Below are 19,931 nucleotides of genomic sequence, written 5' to 3'. Positions count from 1 at the left end.
GGCGGCGGATGCGAGCCCCGACCTGCGCATTCACCGCACCTTCGTCAAGCGTTGGCAGAAGACAAAATTCACCCGATTTCCCAACCTTTAACGGGCCCATGCCCCCCGAATGTTCCACATTTCCCGGATGCGTTTTGGACGTTCCTGGAGGATGTCGGAAATCAGGCGAAGGGGACGCCGATACCGTGAATTGAGAGGTGGACAATGATTTCGTTCGTATTGAATGGCAATCCAGTAGAACTGACCGTTGACGGCGATATGCCACTTCTGTGGGCGCTCCGGGATCAATTGCTTCTGACGGGAACGAAGTTTGGCTGCGGGGTTGCGCAATGCGGTGCCTGCACCGTCCATGTCAACGGGCAGTCCCGCCGCTCCTGTGTCACGCCCGTTTCAACACTGGAGGGTGCGACCGTCACGACCATCGAAGGTCTGGCGGCCACTCATGGAAAGCCGGGGGAGCTTCATCCAGTCCAGAAAGCTTGGATCGAGGCTCAAGCACCTCAGTGTGGTTATTGTCAATCCGGACAGATCATGCAGGCGGCAGCCCTCCTCAGCGAAAGCCCCGACCCAACAGATGAAGAAATAACGGCATCGATGGCAGGAAATCTCTGTCGTTGCATGGCGTACATCCGTATCCGCAAGGCGATCAAGCTTGCAGCGCAGGCAGGCAAGGAGTTGGCGCAATGAACATCCGCTCCGACTTTAACGTTTCGCGGCGCTGGTTTCTCGCATCTGTAGGAAGTGCTGTCCTTGCGACAGGGTTCCTTTCAAGAGAGTCGGTTGCGGCCGTGCCGATGATCTCAGGCAACAGCGAGGGCTATAGCCCCACCATCTGGTACGTCATACAAGGCGACGGTCGTGTTCTTATTCACGTCCCACTCGCGGAAATGGGCCAACACGTCGGAACGGCGATCGCAAGAATTGTCGCAGAAGAACTTGAGGCCAAATGGGAAGACGTTGAGGTGGTGCACGTCGATCTCGATCCAAAGTGGGGCTACATGATTACGGGAGGGTCGTGGTCGGTGAACCACAGTTTCCTTCCGTTCAGTCGGGCGGGTGCGGCGGGCCGCCTAGCCTTGATCGAAGCGGGGGCGAAGATGCTTGGGGTGGCTGCGAAAGACTGCAGTGCGCTCAACAGCACGGTCCGTTCCGGCGATCAGTCGGTGACCTACGGGGAAATCGTGTCGGCCGGGACTGCTGGCAGGGTTTTTGCTGCAAAGGAGCTTGAAGACATCAAGCTGAAGCCCGCGTCCGAGCGCCGCCTGCTCAACAGAGATGTTGATGCCCGTGATATCCCCGCCAAGGTAGACGGAACCGCTGTGTTTGGCATCGACCGACACGTCCCGGATATGGTTTACGCTCGGCCGATTATGCCGCCCACCAGATACGGAAGCAAAATCGTCTCGTGGAAAGATGACAAGGCCAGGGAGGTCCCGGGCTACCTCCAGACGGTCATGATTGACGACCCAACAGGCACTTGCCAGGGTTGGCTTGTAGCCATTGCAAAGGATTGGCCGGCGGCGTCGAACGCCGCGGATCTGATAGAGGTCACCTATAGCAGCGGTCCTGCTAGCGAGCTGGGTGAACAGGAGATCCTGGACGAGGGTCGCCGCCTTACCGCAATGGAGGGGGCGGGATCGCTATTTTATCGGGAAGGAGAGCCTCCAAGAGAGAAGGGTGAGGTCTTCGAAGGAACCTACATCACTGGATCGGTGCTGCAGATGCCCCTGGAACCAATTAACGCGCTCGTGTGGGCCGATGGCGATCAGTGGCGCGTACACACGAGCGATCAGCACCCTTCTGTTACCCAGCCACTTGTCGCGCGGGCGTTGGGGGTCGAACCACTGAACGTGCGGATGGAGAGTTCGTATCTCGGTGGGGGCTTTGGACGGCGGCTTTATTGTGAGTTCGTTGTCCCGGCAGCCTTAACGGCAAAAGCGGTCGGACGTCCGGTCAAGCTATTGTTCTCCCGACCAGATGACACAAAGTTCTGTCAGCCAAGATCGCCGACCGTCCAGGTAATCCGGACATCGACGGCGGCGGACGGTTCCTTGCAATCCTATGAGTACCGGGGCGCATCAGGATGGCCGACCAAGATCCAGAATCCGGGTTTCCTTGCCGATGCCTTCGACGGAAAGGGGAAGATTGATCTCTTTGCCATAAGCGGGGCGGATCATTGGTATGATGCAGCCTTTCAAGACATTCGAGCGATCAGCAACGAGGTCGGTGAGTCCGTTTTCCTTCCAGGTTACCTGCGCTCCGTTGCGCCAGGCTACACCTATTGGGCTCTCGAAACCCACATTGATGAAGTTGCTCATCGGCTCGGTCGTGACCCTGCCGAATATCGGAGATCGCTTTTAACGGGCAGGGGCAGAAATGCTGGCGAGGTCCCCCATGCAGTCGATGGCGCGGCTCGCCTTCGCAATGTGCTCGACCTTGCTTTGCAGAAGTCGGGTTGGAACGATCGCCGCAATCTTCCGAAAGACGAGGGGCTGGGGATAGCATTGGCAGCTGGTCAGGAGCGCACAATGCCGACATGGAGCGCTACGGTTGCGCATGTTGGGGTTGATCGGGGAACGGGCCAGGTCAATGTGAAGCGGCTCACAAGTGTGGTAGACGCCGGAACCCTTGCCCACCCCGGAGGAGCGCTGGCGCAAATCGAGGGCGGGATGCTTTGGGGGCTCTCGATTGCCCTACACGAAGGCACCGCCTTTGAACGGGGTCTCCCCCGCGATCTGAATTTCGACACCTATACCCCTGTTCGGATGCAGGATGTTCCCGAGATCGATATCGAGTTCGTTCAAAACGATCATATGCCCGTCGGCCTTGGCGAGCCGGGTGTAATAACTGTAGCTCCAGCCATCGGTAACGCGATCTTCGATGCGGTGGGTGCCCGCGTTCGGGCCCTACCCATCCGTCCCGAAGCGATCATCAAAGCTCTGGAGGTGTGACATGCACGCACGCTTGGCACTTACACTCCTCTTCGCACTTACGGTCGGCGAGACAGCGGCGCAGGAAGCTCTCCGGTCGCCGAAGGATTTTGATACTATCAAGAACCCTTCGGAGCGCTCGGTGGCTATCTTTGAAGAGATGACAAAGGTCATTACCGATCCGAGATGCATTAACTGCCATCCGGTCGACAATCGCCCCAGACAAGGCGAGGACTCGCACCTCCACATGCCACCAGTCGTTAGATGGGATGACGGCGACTTCGGCCCGCCCGGCCTACGCTGTTCATCCTGCCACGGCGACGAGCCCGTCAAGTTCGTGGGCACACCGGGTTCGATTCCTGGACACGTGCCCTGGAGGCTTGCGCCAAAGAGCATGGGATGGATCGGTTTGTCGCATGCTCAGATTTGCGAGCAACTGAAAGATCCAGCACGCAATGGAAAGAGAAGCTTGGCGGACATCGAACACCACCATGCGACCGACGCCCTCGTCGGATCGGCCTGGCACCCAGGGGAGGGGCGAAAGCCCGCACCCGGTTCTCAGGACATATTTGCCGCGCTGACGAAAGCCTGGATCGAAAGCGGAGCGGCATGTCCCATGTAGGTTATTCGATTATTGCCTGCAAAAGATCGTCCGCAGAGCACTCCTGCGGAGTTTGGGGGCCGCGTTGTCTACCAGTTGCCCGGATCAGCGGTATGGTCCATGCGTGCAAACTCCTCCGCCTTTGCACGATCAAGCACCAACTCTGTTGTTTGGCCCACTTCGTTGCTTAGGCGAAAGGTTAGCGGCGGCGGTCCTGCGGATAATTCTTGATAGAAAAGCAGTGCCGCTTCTTCTTCCGTGTCGGCCTGAACTTTATTCGTCACGATTACGGTGAAGGTATGCATTTGCCGATCTCCATCAAAGGTTGGTGGCGCCCTTATAATGCCCCCGCGATCGCTACATCAAAAGTGGAAATCGGTCCCTGGCCCTGGCTAGCCGTCGAGTCATTAGAGAGTAGTGTCGTGCTTCAGTGAGTGGTGCCGGCAAACTCGGAGGTTTCGTCTGGCACCACGATACCGGCGTAGTGGGCCGGATTGTCATCGCGGTCCCGAAAGCACCGGCCGAATGCCGAAACCTGCACGTAGGAACCATCCGCCTTCTGTGACCGATAGTGCTGCACAGTTGGATGTTCGGCTACAATGGCATCGCTTATCTGCTTGGCCAATGTTGCCACATCATCAGGATGAACACGATCGAGATAGCTCTGAACCGGTAATCCCCGTTCTGTCGCCTTCGGATCAAGGCCAAACAACTCGGCCAGGGCGCCATCCGCATATAGGAGATCGGCGTTCATATCCCACGTAAATAGGCCAGCGTCAGGCATTCGTTCACCCGAGATGTGGGTAATGAAGTGATGCTTTGCATCCGGAGCCATTCGTCCTCCTATTGCCATTTCGCAAAGCATGCCTCTAGCCGGAGGCGCCCGCAAGTTGACCTTTAAGAGAAGTGTGCGACATCCAGAAGTTATTTTGCCCTGACGCCCATCCGGCTATCGCCCGGCTCAAAGAGCTGCGAAACGACTTCCAGGAGTTTGCAAACGCCAACGTGTGACGTCGAATAGTAGATCGTCTGCGCGTCACGTCGGGTGGTCACGACCTTGGCTGCGCGAAATTTCGCAAGATGTTGAGAAAGAGCCGATTGCGAGAGCCCAACCTTTTCGGCGAGGTCGTTAACGCTCAGTTCGCCGCTTAAAATATGGGAAGCAATGAGTAGCCGCTTTTCATTGGCAAGTAGGGCAAGCAGCTTCGCCTGTTCAGCGAACGCCGAGTCATCATGCATTTCAATTCACCAGCCAGTTAAGTCAGCAGTGACTTATACGTAAGATGGCGTTTGCGCTAGTGCCACCAACACAGCATTTTGGGGATACACCAACCGGCCGGCATGACCTTCGAGCAAGTGAGCAGAGTTATACCGAATTATCGGTCGTTCAGGACGGCAGATTGTCGGTTAGAAAATGCCCAAGGGATTTTGCTTCGGCAGACAGTGTTGCTCGTCCCTTCACCAAGGCTAATTCCGATGCAGGCTGATCACCGAAGCCTTCCGACGCTTCAAGTTTTCGATGTTCCGGAAGGACTGCGTCTGAAGGCAGGAGACTGATACCAAGACCGGAGGCGACTGCTGCCTGAACGCCCATAAGGCCCTGGCTGGTGTAGGCGATCCTCCAGCGACGGCCGCTTTGCTCGATCGCGCGAATGGCGCGATCCCGGTAAATGCAACCAACCGGAAAGACAGCCAGTGGAACCGGATCGGTTTCGACCGCCCCGGTCGCGCTCCCTACCCATATAAGCTCCTCAGCCCAGCTCGCAATACACCCCCCAACTCCTGGCTCACGCTTGATCAATGCCAAGTCGATCTCGCCCGCATCAAGCAATCGACGTAGCTCAGTGCTCCAACCACTCACCGTATCAAGCCTGATTTGGGGCGACGCGGCCGAAAATCCTGATAGCAAATCGATGAGGCGCCGTCCTGCGAAGTCCTCTGGCACACCAAGGCGGACCGTACGCGGCGCAGACGGTCGTCGCATGACCTCCGCCGCCTCCGCCGCCGTCGCGAGCATCCGTCGCGCATAACTCAGAAGTAGCTCACCTTCTTCTGTCGTTTCGACACTGCCCGTTGACTTTTCCCGATGCAACAGAACGACGCCGAGATTGGACTCAAGCTTCTTTATCTGCTGACTTACGGTCGATTGCGTCAGGTGAACCCGTTCGCCTGCTTTCGTAAAGCCGCCGCAATCAATGATCGCAACAAAGGTCTTCAACAGATCGAGATCAAATCCAAAGCTCATTTGATTTTTCAATAATGTGGATTGAGAGATTTAATTTCTCAATGTCGGGAGGTTTTGTCAATGTCTGGGTATTTGATGGAGATTACGCGATGACACTTGCCGGACCTAAACCAACGTGGCTGACGTTTGATTGCTATGGAACCCTGATCCAATGGGACGAGGGGCTTCTCGCTGCGATGGAAGTAATACTCAAGCCAAAGGGCAGCGGCATCAACCAACGGGACTTCATCTCGGTTTATGACCGCTACGAACATGCGCTGGAGGAAGAGCGACCTCACCGCACTTTCGCCGACGTGAGCAGACTTGCCCTTCAGGGGGCCATGGGTGAACTGGGACTGACCTTTGATCCCAGGGACGCGGAAATCCTAACATCGTCGATCGGCAAGATGCCACCCTTCCCGGAAGTCGTCGGCACCCTTGAGACACTGAAGGCCGCCGGTTTTCGTCTGGCCATCATCTCGAACACGGACGACGCTATCATAGCCGGCAATGTCGCCCAGCTCGGCGGTCACGTCGACCGGGTTATCACTGCGGAGCAAGCAGGAGCCTATAAGCCGTCCGCCAAAATATTCCGCCACGCCTGGAGCAGCCTCGGCATTGGCATGAACGATTTCGTGCATATCTGTGCCTCCCCGCATCTGGACCTTGCGGCGGCTCGTGAACTCGGATTTCGTTCAGTCTGGGTTGATCGCGGAACGGGGCGTAAACCGCTGCCGGACTATCAGCCGGATGAAATCGTTCCGACGCTCGACAGGGTACCCGCACTGTTCACGGCGGCAGGATGGATGAAAGCTTAGCTGAGGAAACCACATGGCACACGAACTCGACATTAAGTCATCGCAACCCGCTTTGCGGCGGAACGTCTCATTGGATACGGATGAGATCTGGCAAGCGCGAAGGGATATTGCTGCGTGCCTGAGGACGGCAGCCCGTCTTGGGCTCGAAGAGGGGATCTGCAATCATTTTTCCGCTGTCGTGCCTGGGCATTCGGATCTCTTTATCGTCAACCGCTTGGGCTGGGCCTTTCAGGAGGCAACGGCATCGTCATTGCTCATCTGCGATTTCGATGGCAACGTGGTGGCTGGCGATGGCTTCCCGGAGGCGACCGCCTTTTATATTCATGCGCGGCTGCACAAGATGGTTCCGCGTGCCGGGGCGGCTTTCCACACTCACATGCCGAATGCGACCGCGCTCAGCATGGTGGAGGGCGAGCCGTTGGTCTGGGCAGGGCAGACGGCGCTTAAATTCTATGGGCGCGTGGCAGTCGACGAGAACTATAATGGCCTTGCCCTTGATGAAGGCGAGGGTGACAGGATTGCCTCGGTTCTTGGAGACAAGGACATCCTGTTCATGAGAAACCATGGTGTCATGGTTTGCGCGCCGAACATCGCGGAGGCTTGGGACGATCTATACTATCTGGAACGGGCTGCCGAAGTTCAGCTGAAGGCCATGGGTTCCGGGCGCAAACTCTTGCCGGTATCACCAGAAATTGCTTCGCGGGTGGCTAGGCAGATGCGCGAAGGGGATCCGGAAAGTGCGCGCATGCATCTGGAGAGCATCCGGCGTGTGCTCGACCGGCATGAGCCGGAATATCGCGACTAAATGCGATAAAGGCCTAGAATTCTGATTTTGTCTTGCCAGCTGTCATTGAGCGTATTGGAAGAGGGGCGATAGGGTTCAGAGCCCCAAGCCGTTCTCTCCAACCATTCGCTACAGGTGATGTCGTTGCAAGGCATCAATTGTCGCAAAGATGGGTCCTGAAAAACCTCTTCGGCATTTCGAAGGTAGACCTCGAAGTCAATTCGATCGGGCCGCGTTTCCTTGCGCCTGTCCTTAGCCATCTCGGAAACGCGGCGCCACGTTTGATTAGAATGCGCGCTGAAGGCGGAAGAAGCCCGTCGTTACGTCGTTGCCGGTGTCCGGGTCGAGGTAATTGACGGTGGCTTTGGCATAGATGTTGTCGGCGATCTGATAGTCAGCCGTCAGACCAACCTTCCAGGCGTCGTTGTCGTCGTTGAAGTCGCCAGCGACGATGCCGTAGTTGCCGTAGTACTGGAAGCCGGGGGTGATCTTCAGCTTGTCGGTAGCCTTGAACGCGTATTCGCCGGCGACAACCCACTCAGCAGCCTGGTAGTAGGAGTTCGGAGCGCTGGAATAGATACCTGCGAGGCCGAGGTTGCCCGGACCGATAGCAACCGTACCCATGGCGCGAACCGCACCTTCCTCGTTGTCGACATCGTAGCCGGCCGTGATCTGGTAGCCGAATGCGCCAGCCTTGCCGCCGATGCCGATTGCTACGCCGACGTTGTTCGGACGTTCGCCGGTGCTGTAGTAGCCGTCTTCCAGTTCATCAACGCTGATACCGGCGTAGAAGTTGTCGGCTTCGTACTGATAACGGATGGAGTTGTGCAGCGTAACCTTGCTGCCGATGTCGTCCGTTTCGCCCGAGAGACCATCGTCCCACCAGCTGTAGAACAGACCGGCGCGGAAGCCGGCGACGTCGATGTAAGCCGAGTCGAGCTTCGCAAGCTGTGATGAAGCATTGTCGGCGTTCAGCTGATAAACAATGACGCCCGTCAGCGGACCGTACTCGGTGTCGCTTTTCGCAGTGAATTGCACCTGGCCACGCGTGTAGGCGTCCCAATCCGAGTTGTTGGCGACAGTGGTGCCGTTGCCAATGGTTGCGCTGGCGTTTGGGCCGCCGTTGGTCTGGAAACGGATGTAACCGCTGATCTTCAGGCAGGTTTCGGTGCCCGGAATGTAAAAGTAGCCGCTTCCGTAAGCGTCGCAAACGCGGACGTATTCGACCGCCTCCGGCTCGGCAGCAACGATGGCGTCTGCAGCCTGGGCGCTCGAGAAGGCAGCCAATGCTGCCGCCGAGCTCATAAGCATCATATTAATGTTCATAGTCAATTCAATCTTCTTTCGATTGGGCACAGGTCATCGCTGCCGAAAACGGCATAACCTTTCCCGTTTTTGTTGAGCTTCCGCGGAAACGCCTCCGTTTCAGCGTAGCGGCTGTATCAGCATTCTATGGAATGCATCGACTATGTTTGATTTTGTCGACGTGAAACGTGCACGGATTACCCCCTAACTCCGTTGAGACACCCCAATGGGAACTACTTTGAACGCGGCATGTCCTTGTCGAAAACGAACGTCATGACACGTCGGATTTTGGCTAGTTCCCTGCGCTACCTCGCTGTGCATCAGACGGATTGGCAAATCTAGATTTCAGAGGATTGATAAGCCTCAGCTATGGAACGGCGCAAAGCGACCGTTGCGCAGTCGCCAATCCAGCGGAACAGGGCTAAAGCCCAGGCCTCATTCCGCCAATTGCGGGCCACTGTCACCATTGCGAACACGGAGGCTTTTGTAGCAGAAGGCATCTTTTAGTTGTTTCGGGACTAAAATCCGTCAAACGGATTCGGTGATCGATGGAAACTGCCAAGAATCTTAGAAGCGACATCGACGCCGCGCTACGTCGTTCTGACCTCAATGCGTGGCAGCGAACATTCCTGAACGACATTTTGGCGCGTATTGACCGCGGCGGCGACAGGTTCACTCTCACCGAGAAGCAATGGAGCAAAGTCTTCGAGGTATTGGGCTCTCGCTCCAATGTGGTTACCCTTCGGCAAAGGACGTCAGCACAGTTCCCCCATCGTCAGCCTGGCAACTTCCGGCCCAAGTATCGTAAGCGGCGTTCGCATCGGCTGACCTGGAGCCAGAAGATACTCGTGGCGGTGTTGGTCCTCCTTGCCGTGATTGCGTGTTTCCAGGTCATCACAGGACACAAGTTCGACGTGGTAAGCGCACCGCCGTCATCCGCCAGTAGCGACTTTTCTTCATCGAGGTTCAGCGTCACAGACGGCGACACGATTCACGTAGATGGTGAGGTTAATGGCACCAGGCTCGTCGGTTACAATGCGCCCGAGGTGTTCAGTCCCAGATGTGCATCCGAAAAGGAACTCGGAGATCGTGCGACGGACCGTCTCAAGGAATTGGTGAGAGCCGGACCAGTCAATCTCTCCAGGGTTCCATGCGCGTGCATACCGGGGACAGAGGGAACAGACCGTTGCAATTACGGTCGCTCCTGTGCGGTTCTCTACGTCAGTGGGCGGGATGTGAGCAGCATTATGGTCGGGGAGGGGCTGGCTGTGCCGTTCGTGTGCAGCAAAGCGAAATGCCCGCCCACGCCGCGGCCATGGTGTGGATAGTTCTACTGGGTGTCTCTTGGACGCTACGTTCAGCAGACAGCTAAAAGATTTTAGTTTTACTATCGGATATTTCGTGTGATTTGACAGATTGCGTGTGGATGGGCGATGGCACCCTGACGGGCCGCTATCCTTCAATCACTCATTCACTAGGCAGAAGAAGTAATGTTGTCGTCCAACCCGATTGAATCCCAGTCCTTTGACGCATTCCTGTTCGACATGGACGGAACAATCCTCGACTCCAGCGCTGCATCGGAGCGAGTTTGGGGAGACTGGGCTAGGGAGAACGGAATTCCAACACCTCCCTATCATGGTCGGCGGGTAGAGGACACCATGTCTGACCTTGGTGCCTCGGGCATTGATCCGCAGAAGGCTGCGGCCGAAATCACAGAACGCGAACTCGTGGATCTAAAGGGCGTTGTTCCTATCCCGGGAGCGATCGAATTTCTGAAGTCGCTCCCCAGCGGGAAATGGGCAGTCGTAACATCTGCGCCAAAGGAACTTGCGTTGAGGCGGATCGCTGCAGCCGGCTTGCCTCAACCGAAGGCCATCATTGCCGCGGAGGACGTAAAGCGAGGAAAGCCAAAGCCCGATCCTTTTCTTGCTGGTGCAAAGCTTCTTTCCGTTGATCCCGCGCGCTGCCTGGTGTTTGAGGATGCTGACGCGGGGATACATGCTGCGGAGGCTGCTGGTGCCTCTGTTGTCGTGATTACCCACACCAACAGTGCAACGCTGCAGAACCGGCCGGCAGTAGCTGACTACTCAGGTCTTAGCGCCTCGCTGGTAGAAGGTTCTCTGGCCCTCCATTGGGCGCGACGCGGCTAGGAGCGGAGACCGGCTTGCCCTACGTGATGTGGATTTTCCCCCATCCCGGACTCTGAGCACAAAAAGTTGAGCAGCACATCGCGTGGGCGCGTCGGAAGCTGGTTGCTTACGATAGCTGTCTACTGGATAACACCGGCTGATCGGTAGAACCGTACGACTTTGGAGACAGCCATGACGATGATATCGACAGCGAGAGCATTGCTCAGGGCCTCGCTTCCGGTGATCTCGCTGTTGGTGGCGACGCCTGTTATGGCGACGCCTGTACTCGTCGTAGATACCAGTAATCGCGAGGTGCTCTATCAGGAAGATGCCGGAGTGCCATGGTATCCTGCTTCAACAACCAAGTTGATGACGGCGCTCGTCGTATTCGAAGCGCTTCGTGCCGGCGATGTGTCACTCACGACGCCGGTCACCATGACAAAGAACTCGGTGAAACAGGCGTTTTTGGAGTCCGGGCTAACCTTGGGCCGGACCATGACACTTGAAGATGCCCTCTTTGCCACGATTACCGCTTCGGCAAACGATGTGGCGGTTGCCTTGGCGGAAACAGTGGCTTCCAACGAGCCATCGTTTGTGAAGCGAATGAACGAGGAAGCTGCGCGTCTTGGAATGACCGGCACCCACTTCTCCAGTCCGAACGGCTTGTTCGACCGCAACAACTATTCGACTGCTCGCGATCTCGCGATTCTTGGAATGGAGGTGGACCGGCAGTACCCTGAATACAGCCGCTTCTTCCGAGCGTCGGCAGTTGTAATCGACGGAAAGAAGATCAAGTCCAACAATCTTCTACTTACTCGCTTTAGCGGCACGGTGGGAATGAAGACAGGATTTCTCTGCGCGTCCGGAAGGAACTATGTCGGGATCGCCCAGAAGGACGGAAGGCGGGTGATGGTGGTCATTCTTGGGGCCACCACTGAACGGGAACGCAACGAGCGATCTGCGCAATACCTTACGCAGGCTTTCGAGGGCCGTCTTTCCTCCAGTTCAGGTCTCGTGGACGAGCTGAAAAACAGGGCAGATGTCAGGCCGCAGGACATGCGTTTACGTCTATGCACTGACCAGAGCGCTGCTTATGAGGCAAGCCGCAACGCCCTTTATCCAATGGGGCTTCCGGGTCACGAAACTTTCCTACGGGACGAGATGCCGGAGCAGGTTCATGCGATCAACTCGTGGGCGAACAGCAGCGTGATAGAGGTGCCAATCCCCTCTCCACGTCCGGCACTCGCTCAACAACAGACTGGTCCCGCTGGCTGAGGCGACTGCCGCGACTGGTGGTGCTTCTCGATTTATCGTCGACACTTCGTTCATGAGGTCGGCCATGCGCTAACGTGACCGGCCTTCCCTTTTGCGAAAAGCAGTCGCCGTAGTTGAGGCTGGCGGGATGACGGCCGTTGCCAAACCTATGCCAGGCCCGCCGCGCATTATAAGAGTGTTCCGCGGTGATAGGGACGATTTCTACGTCCGCCTTGGAGCGCCAGGCGGATGGGTCATCTGCGATGTGCTCATGGAAGGTCTTGCCTTCCGGCTCATTGAAGGCGATCGCGGCAAGGACGGAGGTATCAATGACCATCAGGATGGCAGTCCATTTCCGTCGTAGCCAAGAATCTCGTCGGCTGTGCGGTGATCCAGCACTGGCATGGTATTCCAGCGTCGCTGGATTGCTTGAAGGTCCTCAAGGAGCGTGAATTTGCGCCCGTCGGAGTTAAGCCGTAGCAGGCGTTCTTCGAGGGCGCGCTTGATCGCTAGTGTGATGCTTTCACCAGTCCGTTGTGCAAGGGTACGGGCGAGTTGCTCGGTGTCGTGGTCCTTGATAATTAGCGCCATCTTTTGTCGTCCGAGGTTCCTGGTGGTCTTTATTGTACCTGAGAACGATCACCGTGCCCGTGAAACGACCTCAACGCCGTTTTGGCTGGATTTGTACCACTTGCAACTCCCAATCCTTAACCGTCGATACGGCTCCCAATCTGTAAGCGGGGAGGGCGACAGGCTGTGAGCCCGGCGCTTCGCGACGCAATAGTCTCTTGCTCGCGAAGCGCCAAGGCAAGCTGGTCTCACAAAGTCCTCAGTCCAATGGTTTTACTGGTCAACCCAAAGCCACGATCAACTGCTAGGCTTCATTGATGCCAGAGCGACGGTTGAGGCAGCGAGGATGGCGGTAAGCGTCAGAGGCCCAACAGCGCCGTAGTGGTCCACGACATAACCGCCGAACACCGCGCCGATACTAATGGCGACCTGAAAAGAGACGACCATCAGGCTGCCTGCGGCCTCCAGAGCGTCCGTTGCCCCGCGGGAAAGATTGGTGGGCAGTACGACCGGCGCCATGCCGAAGGCGAATCCCCAAAGTGTGACGAGGGCGAAGGCGACGCCAGTATGAGCGCCCCAAAGTACCAGTGTCAGTGCAGCAAAAGCCATCAACCCTGCCGTGACCGCGAGCGCCAAACGGATACTGGCGTCGGCCATGCGGCCACCTGCGACGTTGCCGATCACGGAGGCGATACCAAACCCAAGCAGGGCAACGGCGATCGATCCGGTTTCAAGGAGGGTCACCTTTTCGAGGAAGGGACGCACATAAACCGAGCCAGCAAAATGGCCGGTCATAAGCAAGAGGATAGCCAGCATTCCAAGCTGTACCCCACGCCGCTGTGTGAGCCGGAAAACATCGGCGAGACTGTTGCTCGTACTTGCCGGCAGTGTTGGCAAGCTGAGCGCTTGCAGCAGCATTGCAAACGCGGCAAGCCCCGCTGTCATTGCCATGGCGCTACGCCACCCCAGCCAGTCGCTGATCAAAGCACCCAGCGATGGGGCAGCTATCGTGGCAAGTGACACGCCGAGTGTGACGATAGCCATGCCCCGGCCGGTCGCAGTGTCGCCGACTAGTCTCGCCACGACGGCAACTGAGAGTGCCCAAAACCCGCTAAGCGCTATGCCCAGACCGGCCCGGCCGAGCAACAATAGCCAAAAATCGGTCGCTAGCGCTGCAAGAATATTGGATGCAATGGCCAATGCGCTGAGATCGACTAGCACCGTCTTGCGATTCAATCTCCCGATTAGAACATTGCTCAGTAGGGCAGTGACCGCACCGACGGAAGCGGTAGCGGTAACAACCTGGCCGGCCGTTCCCTCTGTAATCCCGAGATCTCGCGCCAACGGCGTCAGCAGGCCAGCCGGCAGGAACTCAGCCGATACCAGTGCAAAGCTGGTGGCCGCCATAGAAAGTACCGCAAACCAGGTCGCCGCGTTCCACGTGGTTGGCTCAGCGGTATCCAGGCCAAGTTCTGCGCCGTCAAGCTGTGATGTTGTGTCCGTCATAGGTGTGCCTCCTTAAGATAGGAGACGTGATAGACGAACCAATCAGGATTATATGTACCCTATAATCCGAATTCCATGTCCATTCGTCCGGAATTTGTGCGACGCACAACGCCCGGCGAGACGCTTGTGATCCGTTTGAAAGCGCGCGCGAAAGATGCCTCGGATTCATAGCCTAACCGTGAAGCGACCTCGGCAACGGAAAGGCCATTCTGCCCCAGCAACTCGCGGGCAAGCTGCATGCGCAGGCGAGCGAGATAATGTGCCGCGCCTTCCCCCAAAATAGCGCTGAAGCGCTCGGCAAAGATGGAGCGCGACTGGCCTGCCACGCCGGCGAGGCTTTCCACGGTCCAGTTACGGCCAGGGTCTCGATGCATAGCTGCCAACACACGCCCAATCTGAGGGTCGCGGATGGCGGCGAGCCAACCTGTGGTCGAGACCCCGCTGCAATTGACCCAGCAGCGAATGAGCCGTGCAGTCAGCAAGTCCGCCATTCGCGATAACACAGTAGCGCTCCCCATTTGAGGATGTGTCGCCTCCGCCGACATGGCTGCCAGCAAGGGGGCAACCACAGGGTCGTTGCCGGCCACATCGCAGCCCCTGATGATCGGTGGCATCAGAGCGATCAAGGGGTTCAGTGCATGAGCGCCCAAAGCCATGGAGCCGCAAAAGAGTGTGCTTGTTGCACCCGTTCCCTCCCGTACCACTTCGCAGACGTTGCTCCCCACCCGAGTTATGTGACAGCTTTTGAGGCAATCACCCTCTACATCAGGTGCGCTGGCCAATCGATGCTCTATGCCTTGCGGCAGCAACACCAGATCGCCATCGTTCAACTCCTGCCATCCCTGGGGTTCGGTATGGATCCAGCATGGACCCTGGCTGACAAAGTGGAAACGAAGCAAGGGTTGAGGCGGAAAGGTGATGCTCCAGGGATGCCTGAGCTCGCAGCGCCCGTAATTGACCCCGCTCAAGCGAAAGTCCTGCAAGACTTCGCTCAGCGCATCCATTGGGATATTTGACGGCGACAAGGGTCGAGACGAAGGGTCAAGCATTTGACCAATCTAGGTATAAGCCGTCCGGCATTCAAGCACGACGCTCCGCGATACAGTTGTGTCTGCGATCGCTCGCGCCTTCCGCCGTAACCTTAGGACGAGGGTTGGAATGGCTGTCTAGTTTCAGGAGCTTTTGGATTCATTGATCATGGCAAAGAAGAGAAGGGTAACCACCGCGATGGCCGCCACGATGGACCATCCCTGCAGAGGAGTTGCCTCGGCAACAATAGATACAGGCTTTCCGGTACCACTGTCTGCTGTAATCTTGAACGAATACCCGACAATCGCAAAGAGGGTCATGAATGCTGCAGCAAGGAAGCCGCGCTTCAACACGGTTTTCGAATGTGTGATGTAAAGGAAAACCCAAAGCGCAGGCAGAAAACCCACCCCGAGGGAAATGAGTGCCAACTGAGTGTAACTGAACCCGATACCGGGGAAAAACTTCGGAATGAAGTTTATAAGGACACTGAATGAAAAGACCGCGCTCGCAATCCACGCCACTCCACCAGCTAACCAGCGATTGGGAAGGCTTTCGTTTGAAAGCGTGGAACTCGAATGGAAAAGCCGCCTAAGCCTTTTACGGATACGCGTTCGAAGCCGCGTATCCGCCTGTGTAGGAACGACGAATTTTTCTTTGGACATCTAGCGCCCTTGCTCTCAGCCGTTGGTGACCCACCCTGGCTTGTCTCTCAGCATCTCACTTGCTCCGTTTTTGCTTCTCTGATTGGATCTGAAGAAGCCTTTCCTTGAAGTCTTTAAAGATGGGCAGCTTCCTGAAGAAGTCAAGATCTTTGTCATTCTCGACGCGGTCAAGGACATCGTTTATGTCATCGAAGCCAAACCGCGCAGCCGCTTCGATGTACCTTCCTGTCCACAGCCCCACGAGGTCTTCAGCATTGAGAAGGCTCGCGCAGCAAAGCGCGTTATAATAGCCTCCATCCACCTCGCGATCGACAAGGATGGCTTCTTCAAAGTCGGCAAACGCCTCTCTGGTCCGCCACATCCTCATCTTTGAGAGCCCTCGAATGATGATGCACCAAGCTTCAAGCTTGGTGGGTTTGTCGTTCGGATGAGCTTTATTGAGAGCGACAATGGCTTCTGTCGAATACTGGGAGGCTTCAAGATTGCGGCCCGTCCGGTAGAATGCCGTGCCGAGCGCATGCACAATGTATGGATATGCTTCCTTGGGAATGGAAGGGCTGGTGATCGGGTCATCCAGGTGGTCCAAGATGGTGTCAATGACCTGCTGATAATCCCCAGCATTCATGTTGGCGATCACTCTATCGAACCACCGCGGGTAACGCTTTTCCCTATTGTCCTTGTATGCGGAAAGAGCAATGTCGCGTTGGCGCTTTTCGTGATTGGCCCGAAGCTGCTCTGCACGGGCTAGTCGTTCTTCATCGGTTGCAAGGGCTTCGGCGTCGTGGGCATCGATGAGCTCGAGCATTCTACGGAGAGTGCCGTCACTCGGCTCATTGGTTCCGTCGCGCATTCGCTGCATGGTTCTGTCGTTCACGCCGAGCTTGTTAGCCAGCGTCGAGGTCGGCACCGTGTCAAACTTGGCAAAGAATCTTCCTATCGTCAGCCTGATTCTGTCAGCCATACGAAGTCTCTCGTCATCGGTAGTGTCTGTATTGGATATGAACGGAGACACGAATTGTGTCAATAAGCGCATGCGATCGAGTGTCGTCCGAAGGGGCGGGATAATACACCGAGGCCCCAACCCTTTGTCTCCGCGACCGCTAGGATTTCTTGAGTAGTTCGGCGGCGTCGGTGCCTAGTGCCTTGGCGAGCTTGTCGACGACTTCGATAGTTGGGCTGTAGACCGCTCTCTCGAGCGAACTTACGTACGTCCGATCAATCTCAGCTTTGTGCGCGAGATCCTCCTGCGACATGCCGCTGGCCTGTCGCATTCGCCTCAAGTTCCGCGCGAATGTCTCCCGAATTTCCATTTTAGCAGGAAAATTCTTGTGGAGTATTTCTCCACGGAGTATACTCTACAAAAATCGATATCGATGTCGCGTGGACAGATATTTTGCCTGGAGGAGTGCCGGCTTTGGAACTGCGCCAACTCTCATACTTCAAAGCGGTGGCCGAGGAACTGCACTTCGGCAGGGCGGCAGCCAAGATGCGGATTGCCCAGCCAGCGCTGAGCAATCATGTCATGTCGCTGGAACGGGAGCTTGGCTGTGCCCTGTTCATCCGCTCGACCAGGCGGGTCGAACTGACCAGGGCAGGGGAAACCTTCTACGATCGCTGTGTCCGCATCCTCAGCGAGGTCGAGCTCGGCACCGAGCTGACCAGGGCTGCCGGCGGCAGCCGCATCCGCCAGATCAGGATCGGCACCGTCTATCCCGCCACCATCGGGTATGCTGCCAACGTTCCTGTCGAAGATCGCCCGCAAGTTCCCCGATGTCCGCATCCATATCTCGTCGGGCAATACCGGCGACATCATCCGCAACCTGGAGAGTGGCCAGATCAATCTCGGCTTCATCCGCCCGGTCGAAAACATTGGCTCGCTGCGCTTCTTCTCGATTGCCCATGAGCGCTACTATCTGGCCGTCGGCCACTCCAATCCGCTGGCAAAGCGCGATGACATTTCGATCGATGATCTGAGGGATCAGAAGATCATCGCCTTCAACCGGCAGAACCTGTCGTTCACGGAACGGTACTTCAATGAGAAGTTCGAGGAATACGACCTGACCAAGAACATCGCCTATTCCTGTGACGACACCTGGTCTTTGGTATCGCTAGTCTCGGCCGGTCTTGGCATCGGCTTTGCGCCGGAATGGACGCTTGAGCTTCCGAACCGTGCGTTCGAACTGAAGAAGGTGAGGGGGGTCGACTTCCGGATCGGGCTTGGCGTTGCCTGGAACAAGGAGGACCCAACCGCCTCGCGTGACGATATCGTCGATATCGCACGGTCACTGGCAAGACCCGGAAAAGTCGGCAGTCGCGCATAAGGTCCAGGACTCGCCTTTGCCGTGGAATTTTCAGCAGCAGGGCTCGCTGCCTTCCGCCACTCCATCCTTAAAGCATCTATAGCCCTATCTAGGTTGTTTAGGCCGCGGGGCATCCAGATAGTCCCCGAGATTGCATGTTGCATCGCGGAAAGATTGCGATATTACAAATTCACTCACCACGGACCCGGTGAAACTCCGGGTGGCTCTTCTGGCCGCCGATCCGCCAGACCACGCAAAACCTGCATGCGATTCAATCGGCCGTCCCACACGAGGGCGCCGCCATGCTTTGCGAGAATTCAACTATGCATTTTTCTTCCATACGTCGGGAGTGGTCCGCCAATCCCACACGCGAGATGCTCGCCGGTGCCGTCGCAACCTTCGCACTGATCCCCGAGGTTATTGCTTTTTCCTTTGTCGCCGGCGTTGACCCGCAAGTCGGTCTGTTCGCCTCCTTTGTTATAGGCATCGTCATCGCGTTCACCGGCGGTCGTCCTGCCATGATTTCTGCAGCTGCCGGATCAGTTGCACTTGTCGCAGCTCCTCTGGTTCATGCCCACGGATTGCCATATCTTCTCGCTGCCGGATTGCTCGCAGGCGTGTTTCAAGTTGCGTTTGGACTTCTGCGTCTTGGCGTTCTCATGAGGTTCGTGTCGAAGTCTGTTCGTACCGGCTTCGTCAATGCCTTGGCGATTCTCATCTTTGCAGCGCAGCTTCCGCATATCATCGGTGGCGACTGGCTATCTTATGGCATGCTGGCCGCGGGATTGGCTGTCATCTATCTGGTGCCCAGGATTACAACAGCGATTCCGTCTCCGTTGATTTGCATTCTCGTTCTGACGGCCGCATCGATCTCGTTGCATCTTCCGGTCACGACGGTCGCGGATCTCGGTAAACTGCCGGACTCTTTCCCAATCTTCAGCTGGCCCATCGTGCCAGTAACGTTGGAAACCCTGAAGATAATCGCAGGGCCCGCGCTGGCCATCGCCATGGTTGGTATGCTGGAGTCCATGATGACGGCGAGCGTCGTCGACGATCTCACCGGCACGTCGAGCTCGAAGAACAGGGAATGCACAGGTCTCGGTATCGCCAATCTGGCTGCTAGTCTGTTTGGTGGGATCGCGGGCTGTGGCATGATCGGCCAGACCGTCAGCAACGTGAAATACGGAGGCCGCGGACGTCTCTCGACACTTTTTGCCGGTGCGTTTTTGCTCGTACTGATGGTCCTCCTGAAGCCATGGGTTTCCCAGGTTCCCGTCGCAGCATTGGTTTCTATCATGGTAATGGTGTCGATCGACACGTTCGATTGGTCGTCGCTAAGGACTGTGGTGGTCCATCCAAAGATGTCGAGCGCGGTTATGGTGATGACCGTTCTTGTCACGGTGTTCAGCGCCAATCTTGCTCTTGGTGTAACTGTTGGTGTCTTGTTGAGCGGGGTGTTTTTCACCTTCAAGGTGGCCCGTCTGCTTCAGGTGAAGACCGAGATCGACGATGTCAGGAACGAGGTGAAATATCGAGTATCAGGGCAGGTGTTCTTCGCCTCCGCAGATATCTTCATCGACGCATTTGACATTGAGGCAGCAGTTGGCCGTGCAGTGATAATCGATGTGTCTCAGGCTCACTTCTGGGACATCACAGCCGTCGCGGCCCTCGATCGGGTCGTGAAACGGTTCACGGTCCATAATATTCCTACGGAAGTCCTAGGTTTGAACGATGCAAGCGCGACCCTGATTGGAAGTTTGGAGGGGCCAACACGGCCTAGGGAAGTCTGATCTTCGCCTGGATGTGGTCCTTGCGAATT

At 56.7% G+C, this 19,931-nt stretch carries 21 protein-coding genes, 1 pseudogene and 1 other annotated feature; of the genes and pseudogenes, 10 read left to right on the top strand and 12 right to left on the bottom strand.

Going from position 1 to position 19,931, the window contains the following annotated elements; all coding sequences use genetic code 11:
- Nucleotides 1–204 precede the first annotated feature (204 nt).
- From JNB88_RS13190 to JNB88_RS13180, 3 genes are read left to right on the top strand one after another with little or no spacing between them, the layout of a single operon-like run.
- Complete coding sequence (locus JNB88_RS13190) at nt 205–687, top strand: (2Fe-2S)-binding protein (protein WP_220355834.1); 483 nt, start codon at nt 205–207, stop codon at nt 685–687.
- Complete coding sequence (locus tag JNB88_RS13185; RefSeq protein WP_220355833.1) at nt 684–2,951, top strand: xanthine dehydrogenase family protein molybdopterin-binding subunit; 2,268 nt, start codon at nt 684–686, stop codon at nt 2,949–2,951. The genes JNB88_RS13190 and JNB88_RS13185 overlap by 4 nt, the downstream gene beginning before the upstream one ends.
- Nucleotide 2,952: 1 nt before the next feature.
- Nucleotides 2,953–3,552 carry an Isoquinoline 1-oxidoreductase subunit gene (locus JNB88_RS13180; protein WP_220355832.1) on the top strand — a complete coding sequence of 200 codons (600 nt, stop codon included), beginning with the start codon at nt 2,953–2,955 and terminating at the stop codon, nt 3,550–3,552.
- Between the two features lie 68 nt (nt 3,553–3,620).
- On the opposite strand, the gene JNB88_RS13175 is transcribed toward JNB88_RS13180, so the two are convergent.
- The 4 genes from JNB88_RS13175 to JNB88_RS13160 form a co-directional block, all read right to left on the bottom strand.
- On the bottom strand, nt 3,621–3,836 hold the full coding sequence (locus tag JNB88_RS13175; protein WP_220355831.1) for a hypothetical protein: 216 nt from the start codon (nt 3,834–3,836) through the stop codon (nt 3,621–3,623).
- A gap of 122 nt (nt 3,837–3,958) precedes the next feature.
- Complete coding sequence (locus JNB88_RS13170) at nt 3,959–4,366, bottom strand: PAS domain-containing protein (RefSeq protein ID WP_220355830.1); 408 nt, start codon at nt 4,364–4,366, stop codon at nt 3,959–3,961.
- An 89-nt stretch (nt 4,367–4,455) separates the two neighbouring features.
- Nucleotides 4,456–4,770: an ArsR/SmtB family transcription factor gene (locus JNB88_RS13165; protein ID WP_220355829.1), complete on the bottom strand. Its 315-nt coding sequence runs from the start codon at nt 4,768–4,770 to the stop codon at nt 4,456–4,458.
- Between the two features lie 148 nt (nt 4,771–4,918).
- Nucleotides 4,919–5,776: a LysR family transcriptional regulator gene (locus JNB88_RS13160; protein ID WP_220355828.1), complete on the bottom strand. Its 858-nt coding sequence runs from the start codon at nt 5,774–5,776 to the stop codon at nt 4,919–4,921.
- A gap of 89 nt (nt 5,777–5,865) precedes the next feature.
- Between JNB88_RS13160 and JNB88_RS13155 the strand changes: the two genes are divergently transcribed.
- Both JNB88_RS13155 and JNB88_RS13150 read left to right on the top strand, forming a co-directional pair.
- Nucleotides 5,866–6,573 (top strand): haloacid dehalogenase type II, encoded by a 708-nt coding sequence (locus JNB88_RS13155; protein ID WP_220355827.1) that lies wholly within the window; start codon nt 5,866–5,868, stop codon nt 6,571–6,573.
- Between the two features lie 13 nt (nt 6,574–6,586).
- On the top strand, nt 6,587–7,378 hold the full coding sequence (locus JNB88_RS13150; protein ID WP_220355826.1) for an aldolase: 792 nt from the start codon (nt 6,587–6,589) through the stop codon (nt 7,376–7,378).
- 264 nt (nt 7,379–7,642) lie between these two features.
- Here the strand turns inward: JNB88_RS13150 and JNB88_RS13145 are convergent, their stop codons facing one another.
- A complete protein-coding gene (locus JNB88_RS13145) occupies nt 7,643–8,683 on the bottom strand; it encodes a porin (protein WP_220356076.1) in 1,041 nt (346 codons plus the stop codon).
- Nucleotides 8,684–9,210: 527 nt separating this feature from the next.
- On the opposite strand from JNB88_RS13145, the gene JNB88_RS13140 reads away from it, so the two are divergent.
- From JNB88_RS13140 to JNB88_RS13130, 3 genes are all read left to right on the top strand, one after another.
- The gene (locus JNB88_RS13140) at nt 9,211–9,990 is read left to right on the top strand and encodes a thermonuclease family protein (RefSeq protein ID WP_220355825.1); all 780 of its coding nucleotides are present in this window, start codon (nt 9,211–9,213) and stop codon (nt 9,988–9,990) included.
- A gap of 162 nt (nt 9,991–10,152) precedes the next feature.
- On the top strand, nt 10,153–10,812 hold the full coding sequence (locus JNB88_RS13135) for an HAD-IA family hydrolase (RefSeq protein WP_220355824.1): 660 nt from the start codon (nt 10,153–10,155) through the stop codon (nt 10,810–10,812).
- A gap of 219 nt (nt 10,813–11,031) precedes the next feature.
- Nucleotides 11,032–12,066: a D-alanyl-D-alanine carboxypeptidase family protein gene (locus JNB88_RS13130; protein ID WP_338110989.1), complete on the top strand. Its 1,035-nt coding sequence runs from the start codon at nt 11,032–11,034 to the stop codon at nt 12,064–12,066.
- On the opposite strand, the gene JNB88_RS34590 is transcribed toward JNB88_RS13130, so the two are convergent.
- From JNB88_RS34590 to JNB88_RS13100, 7 genes are all read right to left on the bottom strand, one after another.
- A complete protein-coding gene (locus JNB88_RS34590) occupies nt 11,975–12,382 on the bottom strand; it encodes a type II toxin-antitoxin system VapC family toxin (protein WP_420832186.1) in 408 nt (135 codons plus the stop codon). The genes JNB88_RS13130 and JNB88_RS34590 overlap by 92 nt on opposite strands.
- The gene (locus JNB88_RS13125) at nt 12,382–12,636 is read right to left on the bottom strand and encodes a type II toxin-antitoxin system VapB family antitoxin (RefSeq protein ID WP_220355822.1); all 255 of its coding nucleotides are present in this window, start codon (nt 12,634–12,636) and stop codon (nt 12,382–12,384) included. Before JNB88_RS13125 ends, JNB88_RS34590 begins: the two co-directional genes overlap by 1 nt.
- Before the next feature lie 276 nt (nt 12,637–12,912).
- Entirely contained in the window at nt 12,913–14,121 is a 1,209-nt protein-coding gene (locus tag JNB88_RS13120; RefSeq protein WP_220355821.1) for an MFS transporter, read from the bottom strand.
- Between the two features lie 59 nt (nt 14,122–14,180).
- Nucleotides 14,181–15,170 (bottom strand): AraC family transcriptional regulator, encoded by a 990-nt coding sequence (locus JNB88_RS13115; RefSeq protein WP_220355820.1) that lies wholly within the window; start codon nt 15,168–15,170, stop codon nt 14,181–14,183.
- Nucleotides 15,171–15,293: 123 nt separating this feature from the next.
- Nucleotides 15,294–15,812: a hypothetical protein gene (locus JNB88_RS13110; protein ID WP_220355819.1), complete on the bottom strand. Its 519-nt coding sequence runs from the start codon at nt 15,810–15,812 to the stop codon at nt 15,294–15,296.
- A gap of 55 nt (nt 15,813–15,867) precedes the next feature.
- Nucleotides 15,868–16,845: a helix-turn-helix domain-containing protein gene (locus JNB88_RS13105; protein WP_220355818.1), complete on the bottom strand. Its 978-nt coding sequence runs from the start codon at nt 16,843–16,845 to the stop codon at nt 15,868–15,870.
- Between the two features lie 67 nt (nt 16,846–16,912).
- A complete protein-coding gene (locus JNB88_RS13100) occupies nt 16,913–17,122 on the bottom strand; it encodes a helix-turn-helix domain-containing protein (RefSeq protein ID WP_220355817.1) in 210 nt (69 codons plus the stop codon).
- A 104-nt stretch (nt 17,123–17,226) separates the two neighbouring features.
- On the opposite strand from JNB88_RS13100, the pseudogene JNB88_RS13095 reads away from it, so the two are divergent.
- A pseudogene (locus JNB88_RS13095) lies at nt 17,227–18,133 on the top strand (LysR family transcriptional regulator).
- Nucleotides 18,134–18,310: 177 nt separating this feature from the next.
- Nucleotides 18,311–18,366: a sequence feature (sul1 is cis-regulatory element that is thought to sense ions involved in sulfur or methionine metabolism; They are found in Alphaproteobacteria), on the top strand.
- A 69-nt stretch (nt 18,367–18,435) separates the two neighbouring features.
- The gene (locus JNB88_RS13090; RefSeq protein WP_220355816.1) at nt 18,436–19,902 is read left to right on the top strand and encodes a SulP family inorganic anion transporter; all 1,467 of its coding nucleotides are present in this window, start codon (nt 18,436–18,438) and stop codon (nt 19,900–19,902) included.
- Nucleotides 19,903–19,931 lie beyond the last annotated feature (29 nt).

The organism is Rhizobium cauense (assembly GCF_019511525.1).
GTDB lineage: Bacteria > Pseudomonadota > Alphaproteobacteria > Rhizobiales > Rhizobiaceae > Rhizobium > Rhizobium cauense.
This window is presented reverse-complemented; position numbering and strand designations above follow the sequence as displayed.

Bases quoted from the DNA above. Each gene is read 5' to 3' on its own strand.
- JNB88_RS13155 (WP_220355827.1), top strand. From the start codon at position 5,866: ATGACACTTGCCGGACCTAAACCAACGTGGCTGACGTTTGATTGCTAT.
- JNB88_RS13170 (WP_220355830.1), bottom strand. From the start codon at position 4,366: ATGGCTCCGGATGCAAAGCATCACTTCATTACCCACATCTCGGGTGAA.
- JNB88_RS13090 (WP_220355816.1), top strand. From the start codon at position 18,436: ATGCATTTTTCTTCCATACGTCGGGAGTGGTCCGCCAATCCCACACGC.
- JNB88_RS13125 (WP_220355822.1), bottom strand. From the start codon at position 12,636: ATGGCGCTAATTATCAAGGACCACGACACCGAGCAACTCGCCCGTACC.
- JNB88_RS13150 (WP_220355826.1), top strand. From the start codon at position 6,587: ATGGCACACGAACTCGACATTAAGTCATCGCAACCCGCTTTGCGGCGG.
- JNB88_RS13180 (WP_220355832.1), top strand. From the start codon at position 2,953: ATGCACGCACGCTTGGCACTTACACTCCTCTTCGCACTTACGGTCGGC.
- JNB88_RS13100 (WP_220355817.1), bottom strand. From the start codon at position 17,122: ATGGAAATTCGGGAGACATTCGCGCGGAACTTGAGGCGAATGCGACAG.
- JNB88_RS13120 (WP_220355821.1), bottom strand. From the start codon at position 14,121: ATGACGGACACAACATCACAGCTTGACGGCGCAGAACTTGGCCTGGAT.
- JNB88_RS13175 (WP_220355831.1), bottom strand. From the start codon at position 3,836: ATGCATACCTTCACCGTAATCGTGACGAATAAAGTTCAGGCCGACACG.
- JNB88_RS34590 (WP_420832186.1), bottom strand. From the start codon at position 12,382: ATGGTCATTGATACCTCCGTCCTTGCCGCGATCGCCTTCAATGAGCCG.
- JNB88_RS13135 (WP_220355824.1), top strand. From the start codon at position 10,153: ATGTTGTCGTCCAACCCGATTGAATCCCAGTCCTTTGACGCATTCCTG.
- JNB88_RS13110 (WP_220355819.1), bottom strand. From the start codon at position 15,812: ATGTCCAAAGAAAAATTCGTCGTTCCTACACAGGCGGATACGCGGCTT.
- JNB88_RS13165 (WP_220355829.1), bottom strand. From the start codon at position 4,770: ATGCATGATGACTCGGCGTTCGCTGAACAGGCGAAGCTGCTTGCCCTA.
- JNB88_RS13140 (WP_220355825.1), top strand. From the start codon at position 9,211: ATGGAAACTGCCAAGAATCTTAGAAGCGACATCGACGCCGCGCTACGT.
- JNB88_RS13160 (WP_220355828.1), bottom strand. From the start codon at position 5,776: ATGAGCTTTGGATTTGATCTCGATCTGTTGAAGACCTTTGTTGCGATC.
- JNB88_RS13115 (WP_220355820.1), bottom strand. From the start codon at position 15,170: ATGCTTGACCCTTCGTCTCGACCCTTGTCGCCGTCAAATATCCCAATG.
- JNB88_RS13190 (WP_220355834.1), top strand. From the start codon at position 205: ATGATTTCGTTCGTATTGAATGGCAATCCAGTAGAACTGACCGTTGAC.
- JNB88_RS13145 (WP_220356076.1), bottom strand. From the start codon at position 8,683: ATGAACATTAATATGATGCTTATGAGCTCGGCGGCAGCATTGGCTGCC.
- JNB88_RS13185 (WP_220355833.1), top strand. From the start codon at position 684: ATGAACATCCGCTCCGACTTTAACGTTTCGCGGCGCTGGTTTCTCGCA.
- JNB88_RS13105 (WP_220355818.1), bottom strand. From the start codon at position 16,845: ATGCGCTTATTGACACAATTCGTGTCTCCGTTCATATCCAATACAGAC.